This window comes from Cryobacterium sp. Hh11, assembly GCF_004404045.1.
In the GTDB taxonomy this organism is placed as follows: domain Bacteria; phylum Actinomycetota; class Actinomycetes; order Actinomycetales; family Microbacteriaceae; genus Cryobacterium; species Cryobacterium levicorallinum.
Genome location: NZ_SOHF01000015.1, coordinates 201148 through 215797 on the forward strand (window position 1 = coordinate 201148; position 14650 = coordinate 215797).

The 14650-nt window shown below is 64.8% G+C and carries 16 protein-coding genes and 1 tRNA gene; 12 read left to right on the plus strand and 5 right to left on the minus strand.

Translation table 11 applies throughout. From position 1 onward, the window contains the following. Positions 1–44: 44 nt before the first annotated feature. A complete protein-coding gene (locus E3T46_RS06370; protein WP_035840308.1) occupies positions 45–248 on the minus strand; it encodes a cold-shock protein in 204 nt (67 codons plus the stop codon). 309 nt (positions 249–557) lie between these two features. Next, positions 558–1394, minus strand: coding sequence for a DUF3097 domain-containing protein (locus E3T46_RS06375; protein ID WP_134442068.1), 837 nt, complete (start codon positions 1392–1394; stop codon positions 558–560). Between the two features lie 59 nt (positions 1395–1453). On the opposite strand from E3T46_RS06375, the gene E3T46_RS06380 reads away from it, so the two are divergent. The 3 genes from E3T46_RS06380 (at position 1454) to E3T46_RS06385 (ending at position 3488) form a co-directional block, all read left to right on the plus strand. Beyond that, complete coding sequence (locus E3T46_RS06380; protein ID WP_134577887.1) at positions 1454–2173, plus strand: SOS response-associated peptidase; 720 nt, start codon at positions 1454–1456, stop codon at positions 2171–2173. Between the two features lie 91 nt (positions 2174–2264). After that, complete coding sequence (locus E3T46_RS17785) at positions 2265–2429, plus strand: hypothetical protein (protein WP_166787591.1); 165 nt, start codon at positions 2265–2267, stop codon at positions 2427–2429. Positions 2430–2558: 129 nt separating this feature from the next. After that, positions 2559–3488 carry a nuclease-related domain-containing protein gene (locus E3T46_RS06385; protein ID WP_134471644.1) on the plus strand — a complete coding sequence of 310 codons (930 nt, stop codon included), beginning with the start codon at positions 2559–2561 and terminating at the stop codon, positions 3486–3488. A 3-nt stretch (positions 3489–3491) separates the two neighbouring features. Here E3T46_RS06385 and E3T46_RS06390 read toward each other — a convergent pair whose 3' ends face one another. Next, positions 3492–4370, minus strand: a complete 879-nt coding sequence (locus tag E3T46_RS06390) for a hypothetical protein (protein ID WP_134577888.1) — start codon at positions 4368–4370, stop codon at positions 3492–3494. A gap of 83 nt (positions 4371–4453) precedes the next feature. On the opposite strand from E3T46_RS06390, the gene E3T46_RS06395 reads away from it, so the two are divergent. Genes E3T46_RS06395 through E3T46_RS06410 form a run of 4 tightly spaced genes read left to right on the plus strand, consistent with a single transcriptional unit; the run spans position 4454 to position 7932 of the window. Next, complete coding sequence (locus tag E3T46_RS06395; RefSeq protein WP_134577889.1) at positions 4454–4861, plus strand: hypothetical protein; 408 nt, start codon at positions 4454–4456, stop codon at positions 4859–4861. A 51-nt stretch (positions 4862–4912) separates the two neighbouring features. Beyond that, positions 4913–6055, plus strand: a complete 1143-nt coding sequence (locus E3T46_RS06400) for a DUF2092 domain-containing protein (protein ID WP_134577890.1) — start codon at positions 4913–4915, stop codon at positions 6053–6055. 37 nt (positions 6056–6092) lie between these two features. After that, complete coding sequence (locus tag E3T46_RS06405) at positions 6093–7073, plus strand: ATP-binding cassette domain-containing protein (RefSeq protein ID WP_134442057.1); 981 nt, start codon at positions 6093–6095, stop codon at positions 7071–7073. After that, positions 7060–7932: an ABC transporter permease gene (locus E3T46_RS06410; protein ID WP_134577891.1), complete on the plus strand. Its 873-nt coding sequence runs from the start codon at positions 7060–7062 to the stop codon at positions 7930–7932. Before E3T46_RS06405 ends, E3T46_RS06410 begins: the two co-directional genes overlap by 14 nt. Positions 7933–8042: 110 nt before the next feature. Here E3T46_RS06410 and E3T46_RS06415 read toward each other — a convergent pair. Next, a tRNA-Leu gene (locus E3T46_RS06415) sits at positions 8043–8127 on the minus strand. A 106-nt stretch (positions 8128–8233) separates the two neighbouring features. Between E3T46_RS06415 and E3T46_RS06420 the strand changes: the two genes are divergently transcribed. The 3 genes from E3T46_RS06420 to mshC are packed head-to-tail and all read left to right on the plus strand — an operon-like array spanning position 8234 to position 11833. Next, entirely contained in the window at positions 8234–9601 is a 1368-nt protein-coding gene (locus E3T46_RS06420; protein WP_134442055.1) for a M20/M25/M40 family metallo-hydrolase, read from the plus strand. A 59-nt stretch (positions 9602–9660) separates the two neighbouring features. Further along, entirely contained in the window at positions 9661–10515 is an 855-nt protein-coding gene (locus E3T46_RS06425) for an undecaprenyl-diphosphate phosphatase (protein ID WP_134577892.1), read from the plus strand. Positions 10516–10558: 43 nt separating this feature from the next. Continuing rightward, positions 10559–11833, plus strand: coding sequence for a cysteine--1-D-myo-inosityl 2-amino-2-deoxy-alpha-D-glucopyranoside ligase (gene mshC / locus E3T46_RS06430; RefSeq protein ID WP_134577893.1), 1275 nt, complete (start codon positions 10559–10561; stop codon positions 11831–11833). Between the two features lie 3 nt (positions 11834–11836). Here the strand turns inward: mshC and E3T46_RS06435 are convergent, their stop codons facing one another. Further along, positions 11837–12781 (minus strand): PAC2 family protein, encoded by a 945-nt coding sequence (locus E3T46_RS06435; RefSeq protein WP_134577894.1) that lies wholly within the window; start codon positions 12779–12781, stop codon positions 11837–11839. Between the two features lie 79 nt (positions 12782–12860). Between E3T46_RS06435 and E3T46_RS06440 the strand changes: the two genes are divergently transcribed. Then, the gene (locus tag E3T46_RS06440; RefSeq protein ID WP_277870929.1) at positions 12861–13625 is read left to right on the plus strand and encodes an HAD family hydrolase; all 765 of its coding nucleotides are present in this window, start codon (positions 12861–12863) and stop codon (positions 13623–13625) included. Continuing rightward, positions 13622–14623, plus strand: a complete 1002-nt coding sequence (locus E3T46_RS06445) for a tRNA (adenine-N1)-methyltransferase (protein WP_092448598.1) — start codon at positions 13622–13624, stop codon at positions 14621–14623. Before E3T46_RS06440 ends, E3T46_RS06445 begins: the two co-directional genes overlap by 4 nt. Positions 14624–14650: the final 27 nt, after the last annotated feature.

The following is a 14650-nucleotide window of genomic DNA, read 5'->3' on the forward strand; positions in this document are numbered from 1 at the left end:
GAACGCCTCCCGCGTGAGCGGGAGGCGTTCTTCGCAAGCTCTATTTAGAGGGCGCGGATGTTCTCGGCCTGAGGACCCTTGGGGCCCTGGGTTACCTCGAACTCGACCTTCTGGTTCTCATCGAGGGACTTGTAGCCATTCGACGCGATCGCGGAGTAGTGCGCGAAAACATCGGCGCTTCCGTCGTCGGGTGCGATAAAGCCGAAGCCCTTTTCAGCGTTGAACCATTTCACGGTACCTGTTGCCATTTGTAAAACTCCTCCAGGAGTGTTAGACCGGCCCCGACTGTCGGAACCGTTCGTCGCGGTATTCGTCGTCCGCTTCCGAAAGGAATGTGGCGCACTAACTGTGATCCAGATGAATCACGATCAGGGCGTTTAAGACGTGCAAGCACTACAACTTCGAGTCCAACACTAGCCCACAAGTCTGGATGGTTTCGGAATTCAGCGCCTTTTTTACCGGAAAGCGTGTCGTTTGCTGTGGAAAAGGGGTGAACTCCGGGTCCACCACTGGGGATGACCGCGAATGCGAGATTGCCGAAAGCGACGCGAAAAACGTCATTCCGCTGTCACAAAGTCGATCAGATGTTCCACCCGGCCGAGAAGTTGCGGCTCCAGATCGGCAAAAGTGCGCACCTGGCCGAGGATGCGCTGCCAGGCCCTGGCAATATCGGCCTGCTCCTCGTGCGGCCAGCCGAGTGCCGCGCAGATTCCGTGCTTCCACTCGATGTTCCGCGGTATCTCGGGCCACGCGGCGAGGCCGACGCGAGCCGGTTTCACCGACTGCCAGACGTCGACAAACGGATGCCCGACCACCAGCACGTTCGCCGCAAACGGCCCGCGCGCCACAGCCTCCGCAATGCGACTCTCCTTCGACCCCGGCACGAGGTGGTCGACGAGCACGCCGACGCGGCGTCCGGCACCCGGTCGGAACGCGCGCAGAATCTCGTCCAGGTTGTCCACGCCCTCGATGTACTCGACGACGACGCCCTCGATGCGCAGGTCGGCACCCCAGACCTTCTCCACGAGTTCGGCGTCGTGCCGGCCCTCAACGAAGATCCGGCTGGCGCGCGCGACGCGCGCCGGGGCATCCGGAACCGCCGTCGAGCCCGAGGCGGTGCGCACCCGGCCGAGGGCTGCCGCCATGGTCGGAGCTATCAGTGTGACCGGTTTACCGTCGATGAGAAACCCCGAGCCGAGCGGAAACAGGCGCAGCTTGCCGTGGCGGTCTTCCAGAGTGACGATCTTCTTCTCGACCCGAATGACGGCCCCGCAGAACCCGGTCGCGACCTCTTCCACCACGAGGTCCCTGGTCGCTTCCTGGGTCGGAATAATGATGCGGCCGGCCTCGCGCCAGCCGGGGGAGAGCACGTCTGCGCTGTATCGATCGTCCATTGCATCGACGCTAGCTGATGCTCGCTAATACGTTAGGCAGGCCACGGTATTCTGGAGACATGTGTGGTCGATTCATCATTACCGATACGGCGCCCGATCTGGCTGCCATGTTCGACGTCGAGCATGAGGGAGAGAACCTGCCGGAACCCTCGTGGAATATTCGGCCAACGGAGCAGATCCCCATCGTGCTCGAGTCGGCGCGCACCGATCCGGCCGTGCGCCGGCTGGAATCGGCGCGCTGGTCCCTGATTCCGTCCTTCGCCACCGACCCCACCTCGAAGTTCCCGACCTTCAATGCGCGAGCCGAGACCGCCGCCGAGAAACCGACCTTCAAAACGTCGGTGCGTTCCCGGCGTGCGCTCGTGCCGGCCACCGGCTATTACGAGTGGCACACCGACGGAACTGCGAAGAAGCCGTACTTCATCCACTCGGACGACGGCCTTCCGCTCGCCTTCGCCGGCCTGTACGCCTGGTGGAAGAATCCGGCGGCCGCCGACGATGACCCAGCGCGGTGGGTGCTGTCCGCCACAATCCTGACAACGGATGCTCTGGGCCCGCTCGCGCAGATTCACGACCGCACCCCCGTTCCCCTGCCCGAGGAGTGGTGGGACCAGTGGCTGGATCCGGCGACGGACGGCGACCAGACGCTCGTCGATGCTGCTGTCGCCGCATCCCATGAGGTTGTGGAAACACTGAACTTCTACGCGGTCGCCCCGGTCGTCGGCAATGGACCCGAACTGATCGAGCCGCTCGACGCGATCGTCGGCGATTCCCTGTAATTCCGATCGGCCCCAGCCGGTACGCTCGAATAAGTACGTTCAAACCAGTTGCTGGGCGAAAACACCGGGCACTGCCGTGAAAGGGTTTCCCATGCACATTGTCGCCTTCATCGCCGCGTTCGCGATCTTCGTCCTCGGCCTCTGGCTGTTCGGTCTGGCGTTCTCCGTCACGTCGCTCATGGGCCTGACCTTCGTAGCCGGAATTCTCTGCGTGTCCCTCTCCATGGCGATCCCGTTCCACCTGCTGCGCGACTAGCAGCCACGCTGAACCCTCGCTGCTGTGAGACCGTCGCCCTCGGCGGGATGTCAGATTCCCGCGATACGGTGGATCCTCTGATCGTCTCGGAGACGATCTGCTCGCACCCGCAGAAAGGTACCGTTCAGGATGCATGACAGCCCGGCCGCATCCACCCCCTACGAGGTGCTCGGTGTGAGCCCGACGGCGACCAACGACGAGTTGCGCCGCGCTTACCGGCTCCTCCTGCGCAAAACTCACCCCGACGTCGGAGGCAGCGCGACCCGGTTTCATGCCGTTCAGCTGGCGTGGGAACGCATCGGTACTCCCGATCACCGGGCGGCCTACGATCGCCGTCGCTTCGGTGACACCGATCCAGAAGCGGATGCCTACGCCGCCCCCGCCGCCCGTGGCCCGGCCACGAAATCCAGCCTGAAAACCCGCATGCACGGTCACCCCGGCGGCCAGGCACGCCTGAGATACCTGGATCTCGTGCGCGAATGGGCCGGCCGCGGTACCGTCATCGACGATCCGTACGCGCCAGCCCTGATCCGCAGCGCCCCCCGTCTCGTGCGGCACTGCCTCGCCAAGGCCCTCGCCGAGGAGGCCACCGCTCAACTCGTGGCCAACCTCGGCATCGGATTCACCGCCTGGCACGACATCGACACCGGCCCGCAGACCGACAAACTCGACCACATCATCCTCGGCCCGGCCGGCCTGTTCGGCATCCTCTCCGAAGACTGGGGCGGCCCGGTGCAGCTGCGCCGCGGCGAACTGGTCGGTGACGATCTCGACCCCGACGACCGCCCGATCCATCAGTTCGAAGACGCCGCCAAATCGATCACGCGTGCCCTCAAGGTGCGTTTCACCGCCCTCATTATCGTGCTGCCCGACGGCACACTCGACGAAGCGGTATCGCTGCCGAAGCGCGGCCGCCGCCCGATGATCATCGGCATTCCGCGGTCACGACTGGTCGGCGTGCTGCGCGAGGGACTGATCGGCATGGAACGGGGCAGCTTCGAGAAGGTCTTCGAGCTGCGCAGCACGCTGCAGAACGGCATCCGCTTCGTCAATACGTGACGATCAGGCGGGCAGCGCCAACTTGTCGACCCAGTAACGCAGAAAAGTTGCCCCGGCTTCATCGTGAATCTGATCACCGATGACGATGACCGGATACGGCCGGTCGAGAATTCCATCGGCCGGGCGCACGTCGACGTGCGACACGTCATAGCCGGCCTCGTGCAGGTGGTCGGCCATACGGTAGTCGCTGCGCGAATCACCCACCGACCGCCACAACCGGGGCAGCGGACCGCTCTCGGCAAAGAAATCGAGCGCCCGCTTGGCCGCATAGTCCTTGTCCAGGGTGACCGATTCGATATCGGTCGAAATGATAGTGGCGTCCAGCCGAAACGGAATCTGCCCCGAGGCATCGGAGCTTTCGCGATTCTCGAATCGAACGCCGAGCCCGTGCCTGACCAGAATGGCGAAAGCGGCGTCATTGAACTCGGATTGGCGGGCCTGAAAGGCCTCCCGGCTGACATCGGTGCGCTGCTCAACCGAGATCATCGCCTGCTTGGTCTCGTCGAAGAACATCTCGGCGGCGAATGAGTCGGCGACCAGTTGGCGCACTTCATCGGTGACAGCCAGCGGTAGGGCGACGGCCCGATCAACCACGACTGTGCCCATGCCGTCTGACCCGATCGGAAACCAAACAGCACCCTTTTCACACACCCCGTACATGCGAAAATTCTCGGGCAGACCCGCGGCCACGAGCGGCGCGACGACCTGCTCGCGAATGAAATCGGCAGACCGCCCCGTAATGAAGGCGATCGGCACGTGCGCCCCGGCCAGGGTGATCAGGTCGGTCACAATGCTCGGCGCACTGATCGTGCGGGTGATCGGGCTCGCAATCGGCCCGTCCACGTCCAGGAGCAGCCCCAGCGGGGACGGAGTGTTTGGCATTGGGTCATTCTCCCACAGTGACGGGCGCCTGCTGCGAACGGATGCTCCGCGCGGCCCCCAAAAAGCGCCTATCGTAGTGCGAGATGATTACGCGACGAGAAGTAGCACTGCGCCTGGATATCCCCCTGGAAATGGCCACCCGCCACGGTATTCCGTCGCGCCTGAGCGAAGCTCAGCTGGCCAGGCTGGAGGCCGAACCGCCGGCCTGGTTGCTGCAGTCGCGCGCGAATCGCACCGGAAAGAAGCCGGTCTGGGCGTCGCTCACCTGCACCATCTGTGGCTACACCGAGGCCGTGCGGCCCAAGAAGTGGTGGCCGCCCTTCACCTACATCACCTGCTCGAACCACCGGGCGGATGAACTGCCCGATCCGGCCGACGGCCTCGGACGCACCGAGTGCGACGGCATCGGCAGTCAGTTCATAGGCATCACCGATGAGGCACCGAGCCGGAGCGAACCGACCCGCGATAGCCCCGAGTCCGGGGACCTGTAAATACGCTGACCCCACCGGTTGAGTGCGGCGTACGGGGCGTACGATCGCGGTATGAAGCTCGTGTCTCGAAATTCTCTCCGCTGGCTCCCGGCGTTCGTCGTTCCGGCAGTCGTCCTCGCTGCCGTCATTGCTGTGCCGCTCCAGGCCGGTGCCACCGTCGATCTGCCGGACAAGACACCGGAGCAGGTTCTCCTTCTGGTGAACGACAGCACGGTGTCCGCTTTCTCGGGAACCGTTGAACAATCAGCGGACCTGGGCCTTCCGTCATTAGACCTCAGCGCGGGCATGAGCGAAACCATGACGGGAGCCCTGCCCGAAGGCAACGACAGCGTTATTCCTTTGGGAGTGACCACGGCCCTCGAATTGCTGAGCGGCTCGCACGAATTTCGAGTGTATGTCGGCGGCGAAAGCCAGTCCCGGGTGCAGATCAAAGACCGCATGGCCGAACGTGATGTCGTGCACAACGGCGGAGACATCTGGCTGTATGACTCCAGCACGAACGCGGCGACTCACCTGAGCCTCGACCTCGAAGCCACCGCCCAGGCGAAGTCCGCCGAACTGCAGTCACAGCTGCCCACCGACCTCGCGACGCCGGCACAGCTCGCCGAGCGCTTCCTCGGCGAGCTCGACCCGAGTACGACGGTCTCGGTCGGCACCGATGCCCGAGTCGCGGGGCGCAGCGTGTACGAGTTGGTCCTCACGCCAAAAACGACTGAAACGCTCGTCGCATCCGTTTCTATCGCCGTTGACTCCGAAACCGGGCTGCCGCTTCAGGTGACCGTGCTGGCCCAGGGCCAGAGCGCGCCGGCATTCCAGGTCGGCTTCACCGCCATCGACTTCGCGGCCCCGAACGCCGACCTGTTCGCCTTCACGCCCCCGGCCACGGCCACCGTGACGGAACAGGCCATGCCGGCTCCGACGGAAGGCGCTAACGGCGACCAGCCGGGCGATCACAGCCCGGCAGCGGGCCAGGTTCCCGTCGTGACGGGTACCGGCTGGTCCACCATCGTTGAGGTGCCGGCAGCGGCCGTGCCGGCCGAGTTGAGCGCCAACCCCATGCTTGACCAGCTGACCACGGCCGTCGACGGTGGCCGTGCCGTGACCACCTCCCTCGTCACGCTGTTCCTGAGCAACGACGGGCGGGTGTTCGCCGGCGCGGTTCCGCTCGCCGCGCTGCAGGCCGCCGCGGAGTGACGACGGTGTCCGGGACCGGCATCCTGCGCACGGCACGATGACCGGCACCGTGACAGCCGCAAGCCAGGGTCACGGCCTGGCGATCGAGACCCGGGGGCTCACCAAAAAATTCGGCTCGCAAACGGCGGTGAACGGCATCGACCTCATGGTGCCGCGCGGCTCGGTCTTCGGCTTTCTCGGGCCCAATGGATCGGGCAAAACGACGAGCATCCGCATGCTCCTCGGACTCAGCCAGGCGACGAGCGGCACCATCAGCCTGCTCGGTCAGTCCATGCCCGCCCGACTGCGCGAGGTGCTGCCCCGCGTCGGCGCCCTCGTTGAAGGTCCGGCCTTTTACCCGTTTCTGTCCGGTGCGGCAAACCTGCGGCGCCTCGATACCGCCGATCGGTTCGCTCCACGCGGTACCCGTCGGGCCCGAGTTCAGGGTGCTCTCGAACGGGTCGGTCTCTCCCACGCTGCCGATAAGAAGGTGCACGCCTATTCACTGGGCATGAAACAAAGGCTCGGCATCGCCAACGCGCTCATCCTCCCACGCGAGCTGCTGGTGCTCGATGAGCCCACCAACGGCCTCGACCCGCAGGGCATGCGTGAAGTGCGCAGCCTCGTGCGCTCGCTGGCCGCCGAGGGCACGACCGTGTTCGTATCCAGCCATCTGCTCGCCGAAGTCGAGCAGATGTGCACGCACGCCGCCGTGATGAGTGCGGGCCGCCTCGTCGCGCAGGGCACCCTGGCCCAGCTGCGGCAGGTGGGCGAATCACGGGTCCACCTGCGCACACCGGACGCCGCCGGCGCCCTCCGGGTGCTCACCCACCTCGGGCTCGGGCCAGCACACGCCACGAGCGATGCCGCCGACGCGGTCGTCGTTGCGCCGCTCGGGGACACCAACTGGCAGCCGGAGGCCATCGTGACGGCTCTCGTGGCCGGTGGCGTGCGCATCCGTGGTTTCGCCATCGTGGAACCCAGCCTGGAAGAACGTTTCGTCGCACTGACCGGGGAGGGTTTTGATGTCGTCCAGTGAAGTCCTGCCACAGACGCCGGAGCGCGTCCTGTCAGCCCGCGCGGGAGGCTGGGATCTGCTCGGCTCGGAGATCTCCGTACTGTTTCGTCGTCGTCGTACCTGGGCCATGCTCATCGCGGTGGCGCTCATCCCGATTTTGCTCGCCGTGGCTGTGCGTCTGTCCTCGTCGACGCTGGACCCGGGGGAGGGGCCGCCGTTCCTCGACCGGGTCACCCAGAACGGCCTGTTCGTCGGCTTCACCGCCATGGTGGTCGCCATTCCGCTGTTTCTGCCACTGACCATCGGAGTCGTCGCCGGAGACACCATCGCGGGGGAGGCGGGCCTTGGCACCCTGCGCTACCTCCTGGTGGCCCCAGCCGGCCGCGTACGGCTGCTGTTGGTCAAATACGCCGGCGCTGCCCTGTTCTGCCTCGTCGCGACGCTGACGCTGACCGTGTCCGGCGCACTCATCGGCGCGGCACTGTTCCCGGTCGGGCCGGTGACTCTGCTCTCCGGCGACACCATCAGCGTGCCTGAATCGCTGTTGCGGTCGCTGCTGGTGGCCGCGTACGTCACGGTGTCGCTGCTCGGACTGTCCATGATCGGACTGTTCATCTCTACCCTCACCGATGTGCCCGTCGGAGCCATGGCGGCAACAATCGTGGTCTCGGTGATCGCGCAGATACTCGACGTCATCCCGCAGCTCGACTGGCTGCACCCGTGGCTGTTCAGTCACTACTGGCTCGGCTTCGCCGATCTGCTCCGGCAACCGCTCGACCTGGGTTCGTTTGGCCAGAACTCGATCGTACAGTTTTGCTACGTGGCCGTTTTCGGGGCTTTGGCCTACAGCCGATTCGTGACCAGGGACATCCTGTCCTGACCGACTCCCGTCACTGCTATGAATCTTAACGAGACAAGGCCGGATCCAGGGGATCCGGCCTTGTGAACTGTCTCAACCAGTCCTCGTTGATTTCTTGAAAGAAATCTCCGTGTCCGAGATGGGAATTGAACCCACACGCCCTTAACGGGCACTGGCACCTCAAGCCAGCGCGTCTACCAATTCCGCCACCCGGACTGGGTGAAACGGCCTCCGGATGAACCGGCTGCCGAGGTAACAACTTAGCACGGTTTAGAACGCCCGTTGTGTCACTGCACCCGTTGGCGACGGGTAGCGTGTGGTTATGGCTTCCTCCCCGAACACGATTCCAGCCGCAAGTTCCGCTGATTCAGCGGGTGCGTCACCCGGAACGGCCGCTGCGAAACTCGATCTGACCGCCGAAATCGCGCGCGATCTCATCCGTTTCGACACCACAAATTATGGAGAGGGTCGTTCAAACGGTGAAACGGATGCCGCCGAGTACGTTGCTGAGAAGCTGCGAGCCCTCGGCCTCGTGCCGGAACTGTTCGATTCCGAACCCGGCCGCACCAGTGTGGTGGCGCGGGTGCAGGGTCGCGATACCTCCCGCCCGGCCCTGGTCGTGCATGGGCACCTCGACGTGGTGCCGGCCGACCCGGCGAACTGGAGTGTCGACCCCTTCGCCGGCGTCATCAAGGACGGCTTGCTCTGGGGGCGCGGCGCGGTCGACATGAAGAATATGGACGCCATGATTCTGGCCTCCCTGCAGGACGTGATCGGCTCCGGCGGTGCGCCGGAGCGTGACCTGGTCATCGCCTTCTTCGCCGATGAAGAGGCCGGCGGTGTGCTCGGTTCCCATTTTCTGGTGAACGAACACCCGCACCTGTTCGACGGTGCGACCGAGGCGATCAGCGAGGTCGGCGGGTACTCCATCACCCTCGGCGGCAAACGCGCCTACCTGCTGCAAACCGGAGAGAAAGCCCTCATCTGGATCAAGTTGGTGGCCCGCGGCGAGGCCGGGCATGGCTCCCGCATGCATCCGAACAACGCGATCACCCGGCTCGCTGAAGCCGTGGCAAAACTGGGGCGTCACGAGTGGCCGATTCGGCTCACCGACACAACCGAACAGCTGCTCGGCGAGATCGCACGCATTCTCGACGTTGATCCGCAGCAGGTCGGCCCCGACGAGCTCGCCCTGGCGACCGGCACCGCCTCCGGCTTCATCCAGGCCAGCCTGCGCACGACCGCCAACCCGACCGGCCTCACCGCCGGATATAAGCACAATGTGATCCCGGACGCGGCCGAGGCGCTGATCGACATCCGCTCGCTGCCGGGGGAGGAAGACCTCGTGCTCGCTCAGATTCAGGACATCGTCGGTGCGGACATCGAAATCGTGACGATGCACCGCGATATCGGCCTGGAGACCGAGTTCAGCGGCCCGCTGATCGACGCTGTCGTGAGTACCCTGGAACGCCACGATCCCGGCGCGCCGGTGCTGCCGTATCTGCTGTCTGCCGGAACGGACAATAAGGCGCTGAGCACGCTCGGCATTAAGGGCTACGGGTTTGCCCCGCTGCGACTGCCGGCCGACCTCGATTTTCCGGCCATGTTCCACGGCGTGGATGAACGAGTGCCCCTCGACGCATTAGTGTTTGGCAGGCGGGTTTTGACCGACCTGCTCTCCAGCTACTAGCAAGCCCTGGATCCGACGCGGAGCGGGCATCCCCTGAATAATCTGAGAAAGCGAAGCGTGTGGACTTTCTGAATGCGATCATCCTGGGTCTGGTCCAGGGCCTGACCGAGTTCCTCCCGGTATCGTCGAGCGCGCACATCGCCATCGTCGGCCAGTTTCTGGGCACCGGCGAAGATCCGGGGGCACGCTTCACCGCCATCACCCAGATCGGCACCGAGGCGGCCGTGGTGATCTTTTTCTGGCGCGACATCGTGCGCATTATCGGCCAATGGGCCAGATCGCTCGGGGGCAGCGTTCCCCGCACAGATCCGGATGCCCGCATGGGTTGGCTCATCATTCTCGGTTCGCTGCCGATCATCATCCTCGGACTGCTGTTCCAGGACCAGATCGAGACCGTGCTGCGGTCGCTGTGGATCACCGCGACCATGCTCATCGTCTTCGGCATTCTGCTCGGAATCGCCGATCATGTCGGAGCCAAACGGCGCATGCTGCAGGACATCACGGTCGGTCACGGCGTCATCTTCGGATTCGCCCAGGCCCTCGCCCTCATCCCTGGGGTGTCGCGCTCCGGCGGAACCATCACGGCCGGACTGTTTCTCGGCTATGAGCGCGCTGCCGCTGCCCGTTATGCCTTCCTACTGGCCATTCCGGCGGTGCTCGGCAGCGGCTTCTTCCAGATCTACAAGTCCATTGCCGAGCCGTGTCTGGGCGGCGCAGCCAACTGCACGCCCGAAATCTTCGGCCCGCTGGAAACGCTCGTGGCCACCGTCATCGCCTTCTTCGTGGCCCTCGCCGTGATCGCGTTCTTCATGAACTACATCTCCAAGCGCAGCTTCCTGCCGTTCGTGATCTACCGCATCGTGCTCGGCATCGTGCTGTTCGTGCTCCTCGGCACGAACGTCATCTCCGCCTAGCCCGCTCGCAGGGCGACCGCCCTTTGAAAGCTAGGCTGGTTGTATGCGTGCATGGGAACGACCCGAAATTGTCTCTGTCCCCGGGGAATCCAGTGCTCCCTGGCTCCACGACACCAAAACGGACAGCCTGGTGCTGGCGCAGCCGCGGGATGCGGCCCGTCTGTACGTCTGCGGCATCACGCCCTACGACGCGACGCACATTGGTCACGCCAACACCTACCTGGCCTTCGATACCCTGCAGCGGGTTTGGATCGACGCCGGTTTCCGGGTGCACTATGCCCAGAATGTGACGGATGTCGATGACCCGCTCCTGGAGCGGGCGACGGCGACCGGCGTGGACTGGCGCGACCTCGCCGAATCGCAGGTGGAGCTGTTCCGTACCGATATGCAAGCGCTCAGCATCATTCCACCGGACGATTTCGTCGCCGTGACCGAGGTCATCGACGAGATCGCTGAGGCGGTCGCCGCGCTTCGCGATGCCGGGCTGGCCTACCCCGTGCCGACCGACGATGCCGTGGCCGGTGCTGACGGGCAGATCGCCGCTGATCTCTACTTCGATATCGCAGCAGCGCAAGCGAACACGGGCTGGACGCTCGGCGAGGAGAGCAACCTCGACCTGGTGAGCATGCTCCGACTGTTCGCTGAGCGCGGGGGAGACCCCGACCGATTGGGCAAGCGCGACCGTCTCGATCCGCTGCTCTGGCGGGCCGCCCGGGCCGGAGAACCGGCCTGGGAATCCCTCGTCGGTGCGGGGCGACCCGGCTGGCACATCGAGTGCTCGGTCATCGCCCTGAAGGAGCTCGGCACCGACTTCACCGTGCAGGGCGGCGGGTCCGACCTGATCTTCCCGCACCACGACATGAGCGCCGGACACGCGGAAGGGCTGTCCGGGCATCCGCTCGCCGGCGTCTACAGCCACACCGGCATGGTCGCCTACCGGGGGGAGAAGATGAGCAAGTCGCTCGGAAACCTCGTGCTGGTGTCGCGCCTGCGGGCCAGGGGCATCGATCCCCGGGCCATTCGTCTTGCCCTGCTCAACCGCCACTATCGCACCGACTGGGAGTGGACGTCCTCCCTGCTCGACGAAGGGGTGGAGCGTTTGGCCCGCTGGTCGGCGGCCTTCGGTGCCGATGCCACGTTCGGCGCCGGTGCCTCCGGTTCAGCGACAGCAATCGTGCAGTCGCTTCGTCTGGCTCTCCGACACGATCTGGACACGCCGGAGGCGCTGCGCATTCTCGACCACGCTGCAGCCGACACCGTTGACACCCCTGAACTCGTCCATCGCGCCGTCCATGCCCTGCTCGGCGTGGAGCTTTAGAACTTACTGCCGCGGGCCCTCTGGCCGGCTGCCCGGCCCGTCAGCGCGTCCATCGCGTCCGTCAGTGCCGCGTTTACGCAGGTATTTCTCGAATTCCTGCGCGATGGCTTCGCCGCTCGCTTCTGGGGAGTCGACGGTATCGCGGGCCTGCTCGAGCTGGGCGATGTAGGCGGCCATCTCTTCATCCTCACCGGCCAGCACATCGATCCCGGTTTCCCATTCGGCTGCCTCGGTGACGAGCGCCCCACGGGGGATCACGACGTCGATCACTTCTTCCAGCTTGTCGATCAGGGCCAGCATCGCCTTGGGGGACGGCGCGTTGTGCACGTAGTGGGGAACGGATGCCCAAATCGACAGCGTCGGAATGCCCGCCGTCTCGGCGGCGTCCGACAGCACGCTGAGAATGCCGACAGGCCCCTCGTAGTTGCTTCGTTCGATCTGCAATTCGCCGCGCACCTTCGAATTGTCGCTCGACACGAAGATAGAAATGGGTCGGGTGTGCGGAACGTCGGCGAGCATCGCTCCCAGAAACACCACACCGCTGACATCAGCGGCGAGGGCAGCGTCGAGAATCTCCGCCGCAAAACTCTTCCAACTTCGTGACGGTTCGGTACCGATGAGCAGGTAGATGTTGCCGGCATTCGTACCACTGACCCGCAACTCGGCGTCCTCGGCCAGCGGAACGCTGACCGGGCCGGCGGCCGTCGGTCCGTACATGATCGCGCTCGGCCATCCGATGGCACGCACGCCGTCTTCATTGGTCGACACGGTCGGTCGGTTGAACTGGTAGTCAAAGTACAGCTCCGGATCGACCTCGGTAATGACCTCGACGTCGAGGAGGTCCTTGAGTGCACGCACTGCCCCGGTCGCAGCTTCGCCGGCATCATTCCAGCCCTCGAAAGCAACGACGAGAAGCCGCCCGCCCAGAAACCCAATACCGTCAGTCACCGTGTAAGTCCTCAATTCTTTCGGCCTCCCGGTGGAGCGCCTCAGTCAAGGATAGGCGGTGGCCCTAGACTTGAACCCCGTGAATGTTTCTCCTGTGCCGCCCTCCGCGCCCGTTTCCCTTCCCGCCGCCGTCCTCTGGGACATGGACGGGACCATCGTCGACACCGAACCGTACTGGATGCGTGCGGAAACGGAGCTGGTCGCTGAATTCGGCGGCGTCTGGACGCATGATGATGGCATGCTGCTGGTCGGCTCCGGATTGTGGAACTCTGCGGCGATTCTGCAGTCCCGCGGGGTGGATCTCACGCCAGACGCCATTGTCGCTCGCCTCACCGACCGGGTGCAGCAGCAGCTGGCCGAGCATGGTATTCCTTGGCGCCCCGGTTCTCGTGAACTCCTGCAGGAGTTGAAGGCGGCGGGAGTGCCGACCGCGCTCGTCACTATGTCGGTCGAGCGCATGGCTCGGCAGATCATCGACCTGATCGATTTTCCCGCGTTCGACCTGGTTATCGCCGGCGATATGGTCGCCAACAGCAAGCCGCACCCTGACCCCTACCTCGTGGCCGCCGAACGGCTCGGCGTCGATCCGCGCCGGTGCATCGCCATTGAGGATTCCGTTCCCGGCGTCGCCTCGGCTGTGGCCGCCGGTACCATCACCATCGCTGTGCCCCACCAGATCGACCTGCCCGAAAGCGACGACTACACCCGCTGGCCGACGCTGGTCGGTCGCACGATTGATGATCTGGCAGCGCTCTATCGTTTCTCCACCGCTGAACTTTCCGAACCCGTTCATCTTCTCGCCCCCACCCGGGCTGCCCAACACGAAAGCGCACCACTCGCATGAGCAACAACCAGGTAATCCAAAACAGTGGACTCTTTCGCGTCGGCGACCGCGTGCAACTCACCGGACCGAAGGGGCGAATGAACACCATTTCGCTCCAGGCTGGCCTGACCTTTCACACGCATCGCGGAATTCTCGCGCACGACGACATTATCGGGCAGCCCGATGGATCGGTCGTCACCAACAACGTCGGGGTCGAGCATCTTGCGCTGCGCCCCCTGCTGGTGGACTTCGTGATGAGCATGCCGCGCGGCGCGGCCATCATCTATCCCAAGGATGCTGCACAGATTTTGGCCCAGGCCGATATCTTTCCCGGTGCCACTGTCGTCGAAGCCGGGGTCGGTTCGGGAGCGCTCTCGCTCTGGCTGCTGCGGGCGATCGGTCCGGCCGGTCGGCTCGCTTCCTTCGAACGGCGGGAAGAATTCGCCGACGTCGCCCGGGACAATATCGCCACGTTCCTCGGCAACGATCCGGAGAACTGGACCATCACGCTCGGTGACCTCGCCGAAACCCTGCCGGAGACCCTGCCGGCGCAGAGCGTTGACCGCGTCGTCCTGGACATGCTGGCACCGTGGGAGTGCCTTGGCTCGGTTTCCGACGCCCTCAAGCCCGGCGGGGTCCTGCTCTGCTACGTTGCCACGGTGACGCAGCTGTCTCGCGTGGCCGAGGCCATTCGGGGTACCGGGTTGTACACCAACCCGGACTCCAGTGAGACCATGATTCGTGGCTGGCACGTCGAGGGACTCGCCGTTCGCCCAGACCATCGCATGATCGGCCACACCGGCTTTCTCATCACCGCCAGACGGCTCGCTCCCGACACGATTCTGCCCGAACTGAAACGGCGACCGTCGAAGACCGACTTCAGTGACGCCGACGTCGAGGCGTGGACGCCCGGGGCGCTCGGTGAGCGCAATGTCAGTGCCAAGGTCATGCGCAAACGCGTGCGGATCGCCGGGACCAGCGCAGACCTCTCCAAAGCTCGAGACCTCGACGCCGGTTAGGATAGGGCCCGGCCCGTTTCGGTTGTA